Origin of the sequence: Natrialba chahannaoensis JCM 10990, from assembly GCF_000337135.1 — an archaeon.
Lineage (GTDB): Archaea > Halobacteriota > Halobacteria > Halobacteriales > Natrialbaceae > Natrialba > Natrialba chahannaoensis.
On record NZ_AOIN01000008.1, the window covers coordinates 194,422 to 209,709 of the forward strand.

15 protein-coding genes are annotated in these 15,288 nt (G+C 61.3%); 6 read left to right on the forward strand and 9 right to left on the reverse strand.

Annotated elements, in window-relative coordinates; all coding sequences use genetic code 11:
- Nucleotides 1-68: 68 nt before the first annotated feature.
- From C482_RS00920 to C482_RS00930, 3 genes are all read right to left on the reverse strand, one after another.
- Nucleotides 69-515, reverse strand: coding sequence for a universal stress protein (locus tag C482_RS00920; RefSeq protein ID WP_006165465.1), 447 nt, complete (start codon nucleotides 513-515; stop codon nucleotides 69-71).
- A 66-nt stretch (nucleotides 516-581) separates the two neighbouring features.
- Nucleotides 582-1,619 (reverse strand): magnesium transporter, encoded by a 1,038-nt coding sequence (gene mgtE, locus C482_RS00925; RefSeq protein ID WP_006165466.1) that lies wholly within the window; start codon nucleotides 1,617-1,619, stop codon nucleotides 582-584.
- On the reverse strand, nucleotides 1,606-1,785 hold the full coding sequence (locus tag C482_RS00930; RefSeq protein ID WP_006165467.1) for a hypothetical protein: 180 nt from the start codon (nucleotides 1,783-1,785) through the stop codon (nucleotides 1,606-1,608). The genes mgtE and C482_RS00930 overlap by 14 nt, the downstream gene beginning before the upstream one ends.
- 204 nt (nucleotides 1,786-1,989) lie before the next feature.
- On the opposite strand from C482_RS00930, the gene C482_RS00935 reads away from it, so the two are divergent.
- Nucleotides 1,990-2,559, forward strand: coding sequence for a magnesium transporter (locus C482_RS00935; protein ID WP_006165468.1), 570 nt, complete (start codon nucleotides 1,990-1,992; stop codon nucleotides 2,557-2,559).
- On the forward strand, nucleotides 2,559-3,143 hold the full coding sequence (locus C482_RS00940; RefSeq protein ID WP_006165469.1) for a magnesium transporter: 585 nt from the start codon (nucleotides 2,559-2,561) through the stop codon (nucleotides 3,141-3,143). The genes C482_RS00935 and C482_RS00940 overlap by 1 nt, the downstream gene beginning before the upstream one ends.
- Before the next feature lie 69 nt (nucleotides 3,144-3,212).
- On the opposite strand, the gene C482_RS00945 is transcribed toward C482_RS00940, so the two are convergent.
- Nucleotides 3,213-4,433, reverse strand: coding sequence for a potassium channel family protein (locus tag C482_RS00945; RefSeq protein WP_006165470.1), 1,221 nt, complete (start codon nucleotides 4,431-4,433; stop codon nucleotides 3,213-3,215).
- A gap of 179 nt (nucleotides 4,434-4,612) precedes the next feature.
- Here C482_RS00945 and serS point away from each other — a divergent pair, with 179 nt between their 5' ends.
- Together serS and C482_RS21680 are read left to right on the forward strand one after the other, a co-directional pair.
- On the forward strand, nucleotides 4,613-5,992 hold the full coding sequence (serS, locus tag C482_RS00950; RefSeq protein ID WP_006165471.1) for a serine--tRNA ligase: 1,380 nt from the start codon (nucleotides 4,613-4,615) through the stop codon (nucleotides 5,990-5,992).
- A gap of 78 nt (nucleotides 5,993-6,070) precedes the next feature.
- Nucleotides 6,071-6,217: a hypothetical protein gene (locus tag C482_RS21680; RefSeq protein WP_006165472.1), complete on the forward strand. Its 147-nt coding sequence runs from the start codon at nucleotides 6,071-6,073 to the stop codon at nucleotides 6,215-6,217.
- A gap of 276 nt (nucleotides 6,218-6,493) precedes the next feature.
- Here C482_RS21680 and C482_RS00955 read toward each other — a convergent pair whose 3' ends face one another.
- Nucleotides 6,494-8,680 (reverse strand): elongation factor EF-2, encoded by a 2,187-nt coding sequence (locus tag C482_RS00955; protein WP_006165473.1) that lies wholly within the window; start codon nucleotides 8,678-8,680, stop codon nucleotides 6,494-6,496.
- Nucleotides 8,681-8,895: 215 nt separating this feature from the next.
- On the opposite strand from C482_RS00955, the gene C482_RS00960 reads away from it, so the two are divergent.
- Nucleotides 8,896-9,657, forward strand: a complete 762-nt coding sequence (locus C482_RS00960; RefSeq protein WP_006165474.1) for a DUF5781 family protein — start codon at nucleotides 8,896-8,898, stop codon at nucleotides 9,655-9,657.
- Nucleotides 9,658-9,732: 75 nt separating this feature from the next.
- Here C482_RS00960 and C482_RS00965 read toward each other — a convergent pair whose 3' ends face one another.
- The 3 genes from C482_RS00965 to C482_RS00975 all read right to left on the reverse strand — a co-directional run bounded on the left by C482_RS00965 (nucleotide 9,733) and on the right by C482_RS00975 (nucleotide 12,377).
- Nucleotides 9,733-11,061 (reverse strand): MFS transporter, encoded by a 1,329-nt coding sequence (locus tag C482_RS00965; RefSeq protein WP_006165475.1) that lies wholly within the window; start codon nucleotides 11,059-11,061, stop codon nucleotides 9,733-9,735.
- 276 nt (nucleotides 11,062-11,337) lie between these two features.
- Nucleotides 11,338-11,946, reverse strand: coding sequence for a 30S ribosomal protein S7 (locus C482_RS00970; protein ID WP_006165476.1), 609 nt, complete (start codon nucleotides 11,944-11,946; stop codon nucleotides 11,338-11,340).
- Nucleotides 11,947-11,948: 2 nt separating this feature from the next.
- Nucleotides 11,949-12,377, reverse strand: coding sequence for a 30S ribosomal protein S12 (locus C482_RS00975; RefSeq protein ID WP_004267302.1), 429 nt, complete (start codon nucleotides 12,375-12,377; stop codon nucleotides 11,949-11,951).
- Between the two features lie 390 nt (nucleotides 12,378-12,767).
- Here C482_RS00975 and C482_RS00980 point away from each other — a divergent pair, with 390 nt between their 5' ends.
- Nucleotides 12,768-13,418, forward strand: coding sequence for a hypothetical protein (locus tag C482_RS00980; protein ID WP_006165477.1), 651 nt, complete (start codon nucleotides 12,768-12,770; stop codon nucleotides 13,416-13,418).
- A 165-nt stretch (nucleotides 13,419-13,583) separates the two neighbouring features.
- Here the strand turns inward: C482_RS00980 and C482_RS00985 are convergent, their stop codons facing one another.
- Nucleotides 13,584-15,095, reverse strand: a complete 1,512-nt coding sequence (locus C482_RS00985; RefSeq protein ID WP_006165478.1) for an aldehyde dehydrogenase family protein — start codon at nucleotides 15,093-15,095, stop codon at nucleotides 13,584-13,586.
- Between the last annotated feature and the right edge of the window lie 193 nt (nucleotides 15,096-15,288).

A 15,288-nucleotide genomic window follows, 5' to 3' on the forward strand; every position in this document is an offset into this window, starting at 1 on the left:
CCGAGCGACCAGTTGTGCTCCCGACACAGCCGGTACGAGGAATCCAGCAACTGGCGTTTCAGACACCGTCAGCTCTCGTCCTCAGGCGAACCACGAACGATGGTGACCGGTACCGCAGCCCGGCGAACGACCTGTTCTGCAACGCTGCCGAGGAGATACCGTACAGCACCTGCCCGTCCATGGCTCCCGATGACGATTGCGTCGACATCGTGGTCGTCTGCGTACTCGACAATCACTCTCGGTGGCTTGCCGGCCTCGAGTGCAATCTCGACGGTCGCGTCGTCCGGCAGTCGCTCGCGCGCCGTCTCGAGTACCGCTTCCCCCTTCTCGTGTTCCGTCTTGAACTCGTCGTCCGACGTATACCCCGGATACGACCGTTCGCGGCTGTAGTCCGCCATCGGATCGACGACGTACAACACCGTCAGTCGATCCTCGGGGAAGCGCTCGTGGGCGTACTCGAGTGCCGCCGTCGCTGGCCGGGAGCCATCGACTGGGACGAGGATGTGCTCGGTCATACGACGACTACGACGGCAGTTCCAAAAAATGTACGTCGCTAAGAGCGCCCCTGCAGGGGCGATGGCCTAGATCAGTTCACTCAGCAGCACCGCCGCCAGTCCGAAGTAGATCAGCAGCGCGGTGATGTCTTTGACCGTCGTGATCAGCGGGTCCGACGCCGCCGCGGGGTCGAAGCCGAGTTTGTTCATAATCCACGGGATGACGTAGCCGACGACCGACGCGACCACACAGACGGTGACGAGGCCGACGAAGACGACCGTCGCCAACTCGAGTGCGTACGGTTCGTCGATCTGCCAGACATACGCCGCACCGGCACCGATTCCACCGATGATCAGCCCGATGAGGAGGCCGATTAGCCCCTCACGGGCGAAGTGACGCATCGCGTTCCGGTCGTCGATGTGACCGAGTGCGAGGCCACGGACGAAAATCGTCGACGCCTGCGTGCCGACGTTCCCACCCATGTCCATGATTACCGGGACAAAGAAGGCGAGCGCGACGACGGCTTCAAGCGTGTCCTCGAACCGCTCGATGACGCCGCCGGCCATCAGACCGCCGGCCAGCGCGACGATTAGCCACGGCAGTCGCAACCGGAGGATCTTCGGGATCGAGGACTCGAGGATCGCCGAACTCCGGGAACTCTCGACGTCGGCAAACGAGAAGCCGGCGCTCTTCATGATGTCCTCGGTGGCCTCCTCCTCGACGACGTCGAGCATGTCGTCGGTGCGGAGAACGCCGATCAGGACATCGTCGGTGTCGATAACCGGCAGTGCCGGAAAGTCCCGATCAGCCATCTCGTCGGCTGCGTACTCGGGGTCAGCATCAGCGTCGATCGTCACGAGGTCAGTATGCATGTGCTCCTCGACGACATCGTCCTCCGGGGCGTTGAGCAGTTCCCGAAGGGACATGACGCCGACTAGCCGGCCGGAGTTGTCGGTGACGTAGAGATAATAGACGGTCGTTTCGTCGTCGATCGGTTCGAAGTGACGAAACTCATCGATTGCGGGACCGACGAACGTTTCCTGGGTAACGGCGACGTACTCCTCGTCGGTTACGTCGTAGACGCGGTCCGCGTGGAACTCGGCGGTGCTCTCAGCAGCCCCCATAGACTTCCCCCCGGACGTGAGACCGAATAACGCCTGCAAATTCGCCTTCGAGCAGGTCGAGCACGAGTTCCTCAAGTGTCCGACGGCGTTCGATACCGTCGGCAACGGCAGCATCGGCGATCGCAGTTTCGATTCCGTATCGATTGCTGTGGTTGGTATCCAGCATACGGTGCAAAATTATTAGACCTGTCAAAACAGTTTCCCTTTGAGACCAAGTATGTGGTATAACCGCACGACGAAGCCACGTACAGTGATACCGACGTCAGAAAGTGCCCAAACTAGCAGTGGTTATACGTTCCATGGTGACTGCTGCTACGTTCCAGGCTACCGGTCCCGATACGTTTAACAGACGACTGAGTGATAAACTGATATGAGCGTTCGCGGCGACATCTGGTCGATCTATCGTGAGGCGATGCCAATTCTCCTCATCGCGCTCGGGGGCGGCCTGTTCGCTGGCCTCGTCCTTGAGGGAATGCTCGAGAGCGTCGAGCGCTTTCCCGGTTTGCTCGTGATGGTCCCCGTCTTTCTTGCAACCCGAGGGAACGTCTACGGTGCTCTCGGCGGGCGCATCTCGAGTGGGCTCCACCAGGGACTGATCGAACCGCGGTTCGAATGGGACGAGCGACTCGTCAACGCCGTCATCGCATCGTTTATCAACGGCATCGGCATTTCGGTCGTCATCGGCGTCGTCAGCTGGCTGGCACTGCAAGTGCTCGGCTGGGAGTCTGCTGCACTGTACGAACTCGTCGGAATCATGCTCGTCGCCGGCGTGTTGACCTCGGTTATCCTCATCTTCGGGCTGCTCGCGCTGATCTTCGCGGGCTACAAGTACGGCTACGATCCGGACAACCTCGTCGGACCGATCGTGACCACCCTTGGTGACATCTTCGGGATGCTCTTCTTGCTGTTCGCGATCGGCGTCGTCGAGGTGATCGTCTGATGGTCGTCCCGCAGGGCCAAGGCTCGCTCGGCTCGTGGGAGACGCGCAGCATCGTCAGGAACATGTTCCCGCTGTTGATCGTCCTCTCGATTATCGTCCTCGCAGCGGGGATCACACTCGAAGACGCCGAGGAGATGCTCACTGAGTACGGGCTGCTCGCGGTGATGGTCCCGACGATGGTCGACATGGGCGGAAATCTCGGTGCAATTCTGAGTTCGCGGCTTACCTCTCGATTCCACCTGGGAATGACAGATTTCGATCCCCGAGACCGGGAGCTCTGGGCGAACATCCTCGCGATTCTCGCCCTCGCATTCAGCGTATTCACCGCGCTTGCGGTGGGTGCCTGGCTACTCGGACAACTCATCGGTGGGGCATTACCACTGTGGATGTTGCTCGTGATTTCGCTGACGAGCGGGCTGTCCGTCGCGGTTATCGCGATCGTCTTCAGTTTCGCGGCGACGTACGCCTCTTACAGGATGGGGATCGACCCCGACGACACGACGATTCCGATCGTCACGAACGTCGTCGACGTCTTCGGGATGATCATCTTCATCGGCGTTTCGGCGCTGGTTATCGGCTTTTAATCGCCGGCGGCCTCTCGGCGCTGGTTATCGGCTTCTACCCCACACGAAGGTCAACGTCATGGTGCGTTGCTACGGCGTCCGCTCGTGCTCCTGTGACAGATCGTCGAACGCCTCCGCCGCCGTCCGCGTCCCCTTCGAGATCAACACGTCACCCGCCTCGAGTTCGGTGTCGGTGTCGCCGACGAGCAACCAGCCTTCTTCAGGACGGCGAATCGCGATGATCGACATCGTCGACTCCGTGTCTGGCACACCGCCGACGACGGTCGCCCCGTCGAGTCTACTCCCGGGTTCGACCACGACGCGGGTGATGATCTCGTCACTTTCCTCGACTGCCATCTGGACGACCGGATGCACCTCCAGATCCCGCAGCACACCCTCGCTAATGTCGACTGCCGCGTCGCTGATAACCTCCGTGCTGCTCCCGAGCTGGATCAGGCCGCGAAGCACGACCGGATCGTCGGCATCCGCGGCGGCCCGAAGGGTCCACGCCTCGAAACGCGACTCCATCGCGTCGACCTCGACCTCGAGGTTGCGAACCTCTTCTGCGAGCCCTTCGCTGTCGAACAGCACGCTGCTGTAGGCAAGGTCGACCGCGAGCTCCGAGAGGTTCTTCATGTGGACGATCGTGTCGACCGCTCGCTCCAGATCCTCAATATCTGCCGCATCGATCACCGGTGACTCGTAGGGCTCGCCAGTTAGCGTCTCGTAGACCCCATCGACTGCCGGTTCGGGGCCACGCAAGAGCGCGACGTCATCGCGCTCGATCTGCGTCTCCGGACCGGGGTTCAACAGCCACTCGTCACCGCGCCGGAGCGCGATCACCCGGATACCAGTTACGGATTCGAGGTCGATATCGACCAACGTGCGCCCGGCGTACTCCGAATCGGATGCGACGACACCGCGGACGAGCGTCTCGGTCGCCTCGGGCAACGCCGCGCGCATCGCCTCTGGAAGACCGACCTCCTCCAGGACGATCTTCGCGATATCGCCAGCCGCGTCGCTGATATCTCCCGCCGCGGCAACGATGCCGAGCACCGGCGCAAGTTGCTCTGCATCGTCCGGATTCCGGACGGCCAGCATGAGGCTCATGCGCGCCTGTAACTCGAGTACGTCCATGCGCTCTTCGAGCCGGAGCACCTCCCGCGCGAGGTTCTCGTTGCGGTGGAGCACCGCCGAGTACGAGAGGTCGATCAGCAGCTCCGCTGTGTCCTTCATCTCGACGAGGACGTCCTTGACGCTCCGTGGCTCGTACTCGATCGGTACCGCCGCTTCCCCCTCGAACGGGTCCATACGTCGACAAACCCGCCGCGTCGAAAAAAACGTTTCCCGCGTGGGACGGGTTCGTTCCGAACGGCGGACAATAAACGACGGACGGCAACCAACGGGCAGGGAACAACAACCACGGCGACAGACGCAACCGACGACGCCTTCCGATACGGTTTTGGACGGCCACAAAGAACCCACGGGCAATGATCGATCAAACGACGCTTCGCGAACAGCCCGAGGCCGTTCGCGAGGCACTCGAGAACCGGGGCACCGACATCGACCTCGACGACCTTCTCGAGACGGACGAGCGATGGCGTGAACTGAAAGCTCGCGGCGACGAACTCCGCCACAAGCGAAACGAGATTACGGACACGATCGGCGAACTCGTGGCCGACGGAAAGGACGAGGAACGTAAGGAAGCCATCGCGGAGTCAAAGGAACTCAAAGCCGAGATCGAGGACGTCGAAGCCGAGGCCACCGAACTCCGCGATGAACTCGACGAGCGACTGCTCGAAATCCCACAGCTTCCCGACGAGAGCGTTCCCGTCGGCGAGGACGAGGGCGACAACGTCGAGGACCGGCGCTGGGGCTTCGACGACATGCGTGCCCTTCCCGACGAGGTTGTCCCCCACTACGACCTCGGCGAAGACCTCGACATCATCGACGAGGCTCGCGGCGCGAAGACCACGGGTTCGGGCTTTTACTTCCTCAAGGGCGACGGTGCACGGTTAGAGCACGCGCTGATCCAGTTCATGCTCGATGTCCACCGCGAACAGGACTACGTGGACCTCTTGCCGCCGGTGCCGGTCAACAGCAAATCGATGCGCGGCACCGGCCAGCTCCCGAAGTTCGCCGACGACGCCTACCGACTCGGCGGCAGCAACGAAGAGGAATACGAGGACGAGGACCTCTGGCTCTGTCCCACTGCCGAAGTACCGGTCACCAACATGTACGCCGACGACATCCTCCTCAAAGACGACCTCCCGCTCAAACACCAGGCGTACACCCCGAACTTCCGGCGCGAAGCCGGCGAGCACGGCACTGAGACTCGCGGCATCGTCCGCGTCCACCAGTTCAACAAGGTCGAACTCGTCAACTTCGTCGAACCCGAGAACAGCTACGACCGCCTCGAAGGTCTGCTCTCGGAAGCCGAGGAGGTACTCCAGCAACTCGGCCTCCCCTACCGCATCCTCGAACTCTGCACCGGCGACCTCACCTTCGCCTCAGCCAAGACCTACGACATCGAGATCTGGGCTCCCGCAGACGACATGGACGACGGCCCCGACGAAGGTGGCCGCTGGCTTGAGGTCTCCTCGGCCTCGAACTTCGAAGCCTTCCAGGCCCGCCGCGCCGGCCTGCGCTACCGCCCAGAACGCCACGAATCGGCCGACTACCTCCACACGCTGAACGCCTCCGGGCTCGCACTGCCACGAGTGATGGTGGCCCTACTCGAGTACTACCAGAACGAGGACGGCACTGTCACGGTGCCCGAGGCGCTGCAGCCGTACATGGGTGGCCAGGAGGTTATCGAGGGCCACGAGAAGGTCGGCGAGAGCGCGCTTGGGTCGGGTGAGCGAGAGTAAGCGGCCACAGACACGGAGTCGTGTCGTATCGTATCAAGTAACACGACGAAACACGACGAAACACGACACAACTCGAGTATGTATATCGACTTCAGACAGAAACTCCTTGCCTCAATCGTCGGCCTCGGGTTCGCCACTATGATCATCGTTCTCTCGCCGTGGTGGTTCGCGTTGCTCGCACTCTGTACGATGGTCCCCTTCTTCGCGAAAGTGCTGACTGCCTGACGGGGATGGTACTCGAGTCGACCGTCCGAGCTGAAAACGGCAACGGCAAAAGCGCAGACATCGACTGACGCCCGTCATATGTTCCAGTTGTCCGATGCGTTCGGTCAATCACAGAGACCACTTGGGATGAGCGGTAACTGAGCGGAATCGTCGGTGCAGCACAACAGCTCAGACGAGGTTGCAACAGCGCACAGGACAGCGCAGCAGCTCACCGTATCATAGTCGTCGACCGAAAAATGAACGCCAATCGACTGCGGGGGAAGCCCCGGACCGGTCTTAGAGGTAGTCGATCGCTTCCGGCAGTTCGAGCTTCATGCCCTTGCGCTCGCGGATCTCCATGATCTTCTCACGCTGGAGCGAGTCGGACATGACCTCGAAGCCAGCGTTCTCCGTGTTCCAGGAGGCACGACCCTCGGTCGCGGAGCGGATGTCGCTCGCGAAGCCGATCATCTCGCCAACAGGTGCGATACCCTCGACGACCATGAGGTCACCTTCCTGGTACATGTCGTCGACGCGGCCACGACGACCCTGGATCTCGCCGGAGGCGGCACCCATGTGGTCGTTTGGCACGTCGATACGGGCGTCCTGCATCGGCTCGAGCAGCTTGATCTTGCCGTGGATCAGAGCGTTGTGAAGCGCGTTACGGGTTGCAGGGATAACCTGTGCCGGACCACGGTGGATGGTGTCCTCGTGGAGCCGTGCGTCGTGCAGGCGGATGAGCGTCCCCTGGACCGGCTCGTTTGCGAGCGGGCCGTTGTCGAGAGCGTCCTCGAATCCTTCGATGACGAGCTCCATCGTCTCGTTCAGGTGCTGGATACCCTTCGTGTCGTCGATGAGGATGTTGGTCCCGTGGATGTGCTCGACGTTCTGGGATGCATCCTTCTCCATGCCGGCGTCCTGCAGGGCTTCACGGCGTTCCTGCTCTGGCATGTCCATCGATGCCTCGCCGAGCTGGATGGTCTCGACAAGGTCGTCCGTCATCGGTTCGATGGAGATGTAGAAACGGTTGTGACGGTTTGGCGAAATACCCTCGACTTCCGGGCTTGCCTGCTGTGGCTGCTCGCGGTAGACGACGATCGGTTCACCAGTGATGACCGGAATGCCCTGGTTCTTCTCGATACGCTGGGTGATGACCTCGAGGTGGAGCTCACCCTGTCCGGAGATCAGGTGTTCACCGGTGTCCTCGTTAATGGTAATCTGGATCGTCGGGTCCTCCTTGGAGACCTGGCGCAGCGTCTCGATGAGCTTTGGCAGGTCGTCCATGTTCTGTGCCTCGACGGACTTCGTGATGACGGGCTCAGAGATGTGCTCGATGGACTCGAACGGCGTCATCTCGATCGAAGAGACGGTCGAACCGGCGATGGCGTCGCGCAGACCGGTGACGGCAGCGATGTTCCCCGCAGGAACGTTTTCGACTTCCTCGCGCTCGCCACCCATGTAGATCCCGACGGACTGGACGCGGTTCTTGCCCGCGGTTCCGGAGACGTACAGCTCCTGACCCTTCTCGAGGGAGCCCGAGAAGACACGACCGGAGGCGATTTCGCCGGCGTGTGGGTCCATTCCGATGTCGGTGACCATGAAGACGACTTCGCCGGACTCGTCGACGAGGCGCATGCCCTCTGCGAGTTCGGACTCGTCGTCACCGCGCCAGATACGCGGAACACGGCGTGGCTGTGCGTCGACTGGGTTCGGGAAGTGCTCACAGACCATGTCGAGCACGACGTCCGACAGCGGCGTCCGGTCGTGGAGCTCCTGGCGCTCGTCGTTGCGCTCGAGTTCCATGATGTCGCCGAAGTCCATGCCGGTGCGCTGCATCGACGGCATCGAGACGCCCCACTTGTAGAGGGCAGACCCGAAGCCGACGGTGCCGTCTTCGACGGAGACGGTCCAGTCGTCGACGTCGTCCATATCCTCGGTCATGCCGCGGATGAGTTCGTTGACGTCGCCGATGACCGAGACGAGTCGCTGCTGCATCTCCTCGGGACCTTCCTGCAGTTCGGAGATCAGGCGGTCGACCTTGTTGATAAACAGGGTCGGCTTGACGCCCTCGCGGAGTGCCTGGCGCAGGACCGTTTCGGTCTGAGGCATGGCACCCTCGACAGCGTCGACGACGACGAGCGCACCGTCGACGGCACGCATCGCACGGGTCACGTCGCCACCGAAGTCGACGTGGCCTGGTGTGTCGATGAGGTTGATGAGGTGGTTGGTGTCCTCGTACTCGTGGGTCATCGAAACGTTTGCTGCGTCGATGGTGATCCCACGTTCCTGCTCGTCTTCCTCCGTGTCCATCGCGAGCTGCTCGCCGGCAGTCTCGTCGGAGATCATGCCTGCACCCGCGAGGAGGTTGTCAGAAAGGGTCGTTTTTCCGTGGTCGACGTGAGCGGCGATGGCGATGTTCCGGATGTTCTCCGGTTCGTCCATCAACCGTTCACACTCTTGGACGATCTTCTTGCGTCGGCCCATATACCCCTCATTACCGCTAGCGGGGTCAAAAGGGTAGTGTTTCGTCGCCGGCAGAATCCGACGCATATCCCCGCCCGTAACGGTGAATATCCATTTTGCGTGAGTTAATAACATGCACTAAGATAGGAGACTGTAACAGCGGTGATCCAGCCGGTTTACACGAAGCAGGAACCAGCGTAAGAGACATACCGCCCCAGCCCTTGCTATTCTTGCACATGGATCTTCGTATTCAGGGACCGGGCCCAACCTCCCCATTTCTCAGCGCCCGGGACCTCTTCGAAACCGAGCACGATCTTTCGCTTCCGGTCTACGTGCGCCTGCGCGATGACCCAGACGAGCGAACCTGGGCCGGCCACTACGAGGACCGCCACGTCCTCAACATCTCACGACAGGCCGCCTCTAGCGCGATGGCCCGTGAACTCGCCCTCCACGAGTTCGCCCACATGGCAAGATACGAGGAAGACCACCCATCACACACCCAATCCACCGAGGAAGTACTCTATCTCGCGCTGGCAGGCAAGTCCGTCGAGCGCCGACAACTCTCTCACTGCTACCAGATCGCGAACCACATGAAGGATATCTACGCCGACGACATCACCCTCTCGGTCGGCCCCGGCGAAAAACTCCTCTCCTTTCTCGAGTCCAGCCTCGCGACAGCGGTCGCGGACCGGCCGGAAACACCATCCCGTTCGGGGCTGCAACGGCTCTCTGCGAGCGCCGATCCAGATATTACGGCCGTCAACGCCGCGTTCGCGCTTGCGCTTGCAGAGCGCCACGACCTCGTGGGTCCGGACGAGAGTCACCGACTCTACGACCTCGCGCACGCGGCCGCGATGGACGCACCCGCCGTCGATACGATGGCATTTCGCCGCCGTTTCCGCGATCTCGGCCAGGAAACCGACGCGAGCACGTACCGGAAAGCGCTCGTCAACGCCACGCGCTCATACGTTACGTCCAACTCGGCCGCTGCGGACTGATCTATAGACGACTCGCAAGAACTGAAACAGAACGGGGAACTCGAGTACACGCTCACAACAGCACGTCACACGACACTACTCGGTTGTCACCACCTGCTCACCGACGACCACCGGCCGCGAGACGACTAGCAGCGCCAGTCCGCCGAGCAAAAACACGCCGCCGAGTCCCGCGACGGTTGCCAGCGGGCCAACGATGTCCGCGACGCCACCCGCCAGCGGTTGCAGCGGTGCACGCACGAACGCGTACCCCATCGATGTCGCACTCAGCACGGTCGCCCGGCCGGTCGCCGTAGCGCGGTCGTTGATGTACTGGTTGACGAGCGGCTTCGACAGTGCGTACACACCCTTCACGAGCACGAACACGGGAATGGCAAGCAGCGGGAGGAATGCCGGCACGACGAGTGCCAGCGCGACGACGACCGGGAGCCAGATCAGCGCGGCCCGAAGCCCGAACCGAGCCCGAACCCTCGCTGCGTTGTCGCTTGCAACCGCACCAACCACGGCAAAACAGGCGTACAACACCCCGATGAGCGCCGGCTCGGGGAGTGTCGCCCCAGTCGCGGCGACTATGGGGGACTCGAGTACCCCGCCAAGAATGTCCTCGGCGATCGGCTGGATATAGGTGTCGGTCGCGTTGACGACGGCGAAAAACAGCGCGACGTAGACGACGAAGGCTCGAAGCGGCCGTGCAAGGAGTGTGCTGCGGAGGATCGAGAGGGATTCGCGGATACTGATCGGCGGGGTGTCGTGGATGTGGTTGGTGTTGGGTGTATCGTTGTCCCCAGAGTTCCCCGTAGTCCGATCGGCGGAACCGGCACGGCGCTCCCCGCTGTACTGCGCGTTCTGGGGCATCGAGTAAACGATCACGATCCCGCAGGCGTGGAGAATTGCCGACGCAACGAACGGATACGTCGGGTGGACGACGTAGAGGAGGCCACCCATGATCATCGTGATCGCCGACGCGTACTCGTAGACTGCGCCGCCGCGCCCGCGAACGCGGGTGAATTCGCCGCTCCGGAGGTCCGCCGCAAGCGTGTCGTACAACCAGGCGTCGGCTGTGCCCGACTGGAACGCGATCGAGATTGCCCACAGCGTATACAGGACCACGAACTGCCAGTAGGCGTCGGCAACGACGAACCCGATAATCGACAACGCCATCGCGACCATGCCGAGCGCCAGAGCGTTTCGGCGACCAAGTCGATCGGCGACGTAGCCCGTTGGAACTTCGAGACACACGACCAGAACGGCCGAGATGGCGCTCAACAGCCCAATCTGAGCAAACGTGAGATCGTTCCACAGCAAGAAAAGAGTGAAAATCGGCCAGATGAACCCGACCGAGTCGGTTGCCTGATACCCGTAGTACTTCAGAATCGTCGCATTGGGGAGCCAGTCGGCGAGGACCATCGTCACACATCAGTCGCTGGCGCACGGTCTTGAGTGCTCGCTGATATGAATTTATGTAACGAAACACTCACGTTCGAGACCGAGAGGGGACCCGAGACGCTGGTCAGCATCGGCGCTGTCGGTACTCGAGTTCGGTTGTCGATGGCAGTCGAGTACAGCGGCTGTCGGTGTTGGTCGAGCGGAGAGAAGTAAGATGTCGTTCGACGGTCGAGTCTGGCGTTCGGTGTCGAAAGGCAAGCCGTGAATACCGACACCGACACCGACGGTCGACAGTCGTTAGCGGGCAGCCGCCGCGACGCGCTCTTTCTCTTCTTTCTGACTGACTGCGTAGGTCTGGACGTCGTAGTTCGCCGCGCCGGTAAGCTGGGAGGCGATGGCCTCCGGAACCGACGTGGACGACTTGAACGAGTCGTTGTGAACGCCCTCGGCGAGGAACTTCAGGGCCTGGTCGACGCGACGCTGTGGCGCGACGTCGACGGCCTTCGGGACGGAGATGCCACCGTACTTCAGGCGGACGGTCTCCTCGCGCGGTGCCGAGTTTTCGACAGCCGTGACGAGAATCTGAATCGGGTTCTCCTCGGTGCGCTCGTGGATGAGTTCGAACGCCTCACGGACGAAGTTGAGCGTCTGCTGCTTCTTGCCCGTGTTGTCCTCGGTCTGCATCAGACGGTTGATGAAGCGCTCGACGATGGAGATTTCGGACTTCTGGAACTGCTTGCTCGCGTGGCGACCGGCGGTGTGTGCGACCGGCGTCACCGAGATGTAGCGTTCGGTCGATGGGTCCTCGTAGGCGATCTCGTCGATCTCCCACGTGCCAAAGAGCTGTGCGCCGACGTCTGCGCCGCCGGCTGGGGCGTCTGGGTCTGGTTGATCTTCTGCAGCCATGATTATCGCACCGGTTTCTCCGCGTTCCCGCGGACGAGTTCTTTCAGCGCGACGCCGTTGACCTTGTCAACCTTGTAGTTGACACCCGAGAGGTCACCCATCGCACGACCCTTCGCCCCACCGATACCGGCGATGGTGACTTCGTCGTGCTCGTCGATGAACGAAATTGCACCGTCACCGGGACAGAACGCGGTGACCTGCTTTCCGTTCTTGATCAGCTGCACTCGGACGCACTTTCGGATTGCCGAGTTTGGCTGCTTTGCTTCGATACCGACCTTCTCGAGGACGATACCGCGTGCCTGTGGTGCTCCCTCGAGTGGGTCAGACTTCTCGCGAAGGCCACGAGCGCGGCGCGCGTAGTCAGAGTCGGACCACCGCTGGTTCTGGCGGTCCTTCTTGAGCTTGCGCGCGGCGTATTTGCCGTTTGCCATAGTACCCGTCGCTATCCGTCGGAACCACTTAAGCGTCCCTGTTTGGAGACGGCGTTACGCCACGAGAGCGCTCGAGGTACCCCGCTCGTCGGATCTGAACGCGTTTCGCCAACTCGCGAGATCGCGTGAGCGCAGGTTAACGGGCCTCGGCTGACCGGAGCGTTCCGAACGGGTCATCGGCGGTCGTCCCCGTTCGGTTGTGCTCGGTCGGGCTCAGTCGTGTTTGGTAGTCGGGACAGAATGGGAGAAGTATTGACCGACAGAATGACAGAAATCAGAAGTATCTGCCGATAACTCACGTTGCTACGTAATATCAGTTCCGCTGTGATACCAAATTCGGTGTCAGTAATACAAAGCTATTAGTTCGATGGCTCATATTCTGCACTCAATATGACGACAGTTGCGACAGTACTCATCAGTGGTTCCTGGCTGAAACGACTCGTCGGATCCGGTGACGACGAAGAGGACGACGAGGAACTGCCGCCGACAGAGGGACGAATCGGATTCGAGGGGGCACTCGAGGACGCGGAAGTCATCGGACGCAGTCCGCAGTCCTACGTCGCTGCGGGCGAGTCGATTTCGCCGTTTGTTGGCAAACAGGTTACGCACAAACTCGCCGAGTACGGTCTCGAAGAAATCGAGGCAGAGGAGTGGTACTCGCTCGCAATCCCGCTCGCCATGCTGTACGATATGCGTGATGAGTACGGCGAAACCAGAATGCGAAATATGGGGCAAAACGTCCCGCAACACGTCGAATTCCCACCGGATCTCACCGAACCCGAGAACGCGCTTCGGGGGATCAACCAGGCCTACACACAGAACCACCGCGGGAGCGAAATCGGCACCTACGAGTTCCAACAAGAGGGGGACAACGAGGGCGTGATGATCTGCGAGACGCCGTACCCGTGTGAGTTCGACAAGGGACTGATCAAGGGTGTCGCAAAGAAGTTCTCTGACAGCTACGTCACGGTCGAAGAAATCGGCGACCAGTGCCGATCAGATGGTGGACAACGCTGTAAGTATCACGTCGACTGGATCTAACGGAGTCAGCACAATTTTTGTGGGCGCGAACACGGGCACGGGACGAGAACAGGTCACCCCGACCGAGGCTCGTTCCAACGGCGTTTGACGGTGTTCCCGTCTCCGATACGACACTGGAACACTGCACTGTTCTCGTCTCCGGACACCATACCGGCGTCGAACGGATTAGTACGGATACTCCCGCGGTTCGCGCTGGATCGAGATCCACTTCAGCGTCGTCAGGGTGTCCATAATCCACTCGTCGTTGTATCGTCCCATCCCCGACGCACCGACGCCGCCAAACGCGACGTGTGGCTCGTCGTTCAACGTCTGATCGTTGATGTGAACCATCCCTGTCTCCAGTGCATCGGCTACGTCGCGCGCACGAGCAACATCACTCGAGTGGATCGAGCCCGACAGGCCGTACTCGGTCCCGTTGGCGATCCGGATCGCCTCTTCGTCGGTCTCGAACGGAATGACGGGTGCAATCGGTCCGAAGTGTTCGTTGGCGACGATCGGCATGTCGGACGTGACGCCCGAGAGCACCGTCGGCTCGATGAACAGGCCGTCGTGACTGCCGCCGGCTTCGACTGTTGCGCCGCGTTCGACCGACTCGTTGACGTAGCCGACGATTTTGTCACGCTGACTCTCGTTGATGACAGGTCCCACGAGCGTCCCCTCCTCGCGTGGGTCACCGATCGGGAGCTGTGTAGCGCGGTCGGCCAGTCCGGCAACGTACTCGTCGTAGAGCGACTCGTGGACCAGGTGGCGGTTGATCGAGATACACTCCTGGCCCTGATGGGTGAACGAGCCGAACGCGCCGGCGTCAGTCGCACGCTCGAGGTCGGCATCCGACAGGACGATGTGGGCGTTGTTGCCGCCCAGTTCCAGTGCTGGCTCCGTATAGGAGCCGACGGCGCGCTGGCCGACGCCGCGGCCGACCTCCGAAGAGCCAGTAAACGACATCACCGACGGGACCGAGTGACTCGAGAAGTGGTCGCCCATCTCGTGGCCGTAGCCGGGAACAACGTTCAGAACACCGTCAGGAAGGCCGGCCTCCTCGAAGACCTTCGCGAGGACGAGCCCGCCCATGATGGGTGTGTGCTCGTCGGGTTTCAAGACGACGCTGTTGCCGAGTGCGATAGCCGGCGCGACGACGCGACTGGAGAGGTACAATGGAAAGTTCCACGGTGTGATGACGCCGACGACGCCCGCTGGTTCACGCACGAGCAGGTTTTCCTTGCCCGGCGTCACCGAGTCTTTGCGGCGGCCACCGTCGCGCATCGCCAACCCGGCACCGACTTTCATCGTGCCCTGTGCGAGCTGGAGTTCGAAGTCGGTTTTCAGCTGGACGCCACCACACTCGACCGCGAACAGCGTCGCGAGGTCGTCTGCGTACTCGCCCAGCAGTTCACAGGCCTCGGTGACGATTGCCGCCCGTTCCTGGGGCGGTCGTTCCGCCCACGCCGCCTGGGCATCGTCCGCAATGGCGTACGCCTCGTCGACATCGTCCTCGGTACTCGAGGGGACAGATGTCACGGTCGTTCGCGTCGCGGGATTTTCGACGTCGATCAGGTCCCGGTCACCGGCCGGTACCCATTCCCCGTCGAGATAGAGGGCGTTCCAACCGGCTTCCGGTGCAATATCGAGATTGGCTACGTCGTTTTCTTCGAGAGCGTGTTCGCTGGTACTCGTCATATGAACACTGTTGCATAGCACCTGCTTATCATTTTGGTTATGACATTCTTAGCAAAAACCATTGGAAATGGTTTCATAGTCAATGACGGTGTTCAAATAAGATACTATACCGATGAAATATAGGAGCGGCAACAAGATATCGAAATGGGGAGTGCCGAGGAACCGAGAGTAATCCATCCGCTAGGGGTAAAGA

Bases quoted from the DNA above. Each gene is read 5' to 3' on its own strand.
- C482_RS00980 (WP_006165477.1), top strand. From the start codon at position 12,768: ATGACGACAGTTGCGACAGTACTCATCAGTGGTTCCTGGCTGAAACGA.
- C482_RS00955 (WP_006165473.1), bottom strand. From the start codon at position 8,680: ATGGGCCGACGCAAGAAGATCGTCCAAGAGTGTGAACGGTTGATGGAC.
- mgtE (WP_006165466.1), bottom strand. From the start codon at position 1,619: ATGGGGGCTGCTGAGAGCACCGCCGAGTTCCACGCGGACCGCGTCTAC.
- C482_RS00965 (WP_006165475.1), bottom strand. From the start codon at position 11,061: ATGGTCCTCGCCGACTGGCTCCCCAATGCGACGATTCTGAAGTACTAC.
- C482_RS00970 (WP_006165476.1), bottom strand. From the start codon at position 11,946: ATGGCTGCAGAAGATCAACCAGACCCAGACGCCCCAGCCGGCGGCGCA.
- C482_RS00920 (WP_006165465.1), bottom strand. From the start codon at position 515: ATGACCGAGCACATCCTCGTCCCAGTCGATGGCTCCCGGCCAGCGACG.
- C482_RS00935 (WP_006165468.1), top strand. From the start codon at position 1,990: ATGAGCGTTCGCGGCGACATCTGGTCGATCTATCGTGAGGCGATGCCA.
- C482_RS00960 (WP_006165474.1), top strand. From the start codon at position 8,896: ATGGATCTTCGTATTCAGGGACCGGGCCCAACCTCCCCATTTCTCAGC.
- C482_RS00945 (WP_006165470.1), bottom strand. From the start codon at position 4,433: ATGGACCCGTTCGAGGGGGAAGCGGCGGTACCGATCGAGTACGAGCCA.
- serS (WP_006165471.1), top strand. From the start codon at position 4,613: ATGATCGATCAAACGACGCTTCGCGAACAGCCCGAGGCCGTTCGCGAG.
- C482_RS00985 (WP_006165478.1), bottom strand. From the start codon at position 15,095: ATGACGAGTACCAGCGAACACGCTCTCGAAGAAAACGACGTAGCCAAT.
- C482_RS00930 (WP_006165467.1), bottom strand. From the start codon at position 1,785: ATGCTGGATACCAACCACAGCAATCGATACGGAATCGAAACTGCGATC.
- C482_RS21680 (WP_006165472.1), top strand. From the start codon at position 6,071: ATGTATATCGACTTCAGACAGAAACTCCTTGCCTCAATCGTCGGCCTC.
- C482_RS00940 (WP_006165469.1), top strand. From the start codon at position 2,559: ATGGTCGTCCCGCAGGGCCAAGGCTCGCTCGGCTCGTGGGAGACGCGC.
- C482_RS00975 (WP_004267302.1), bottom strand. From the start codon at position 12,377: ATGGCAAACGGCAAATACGCCGCGCGCAAGCTCAAGAAGGACCGCCAG.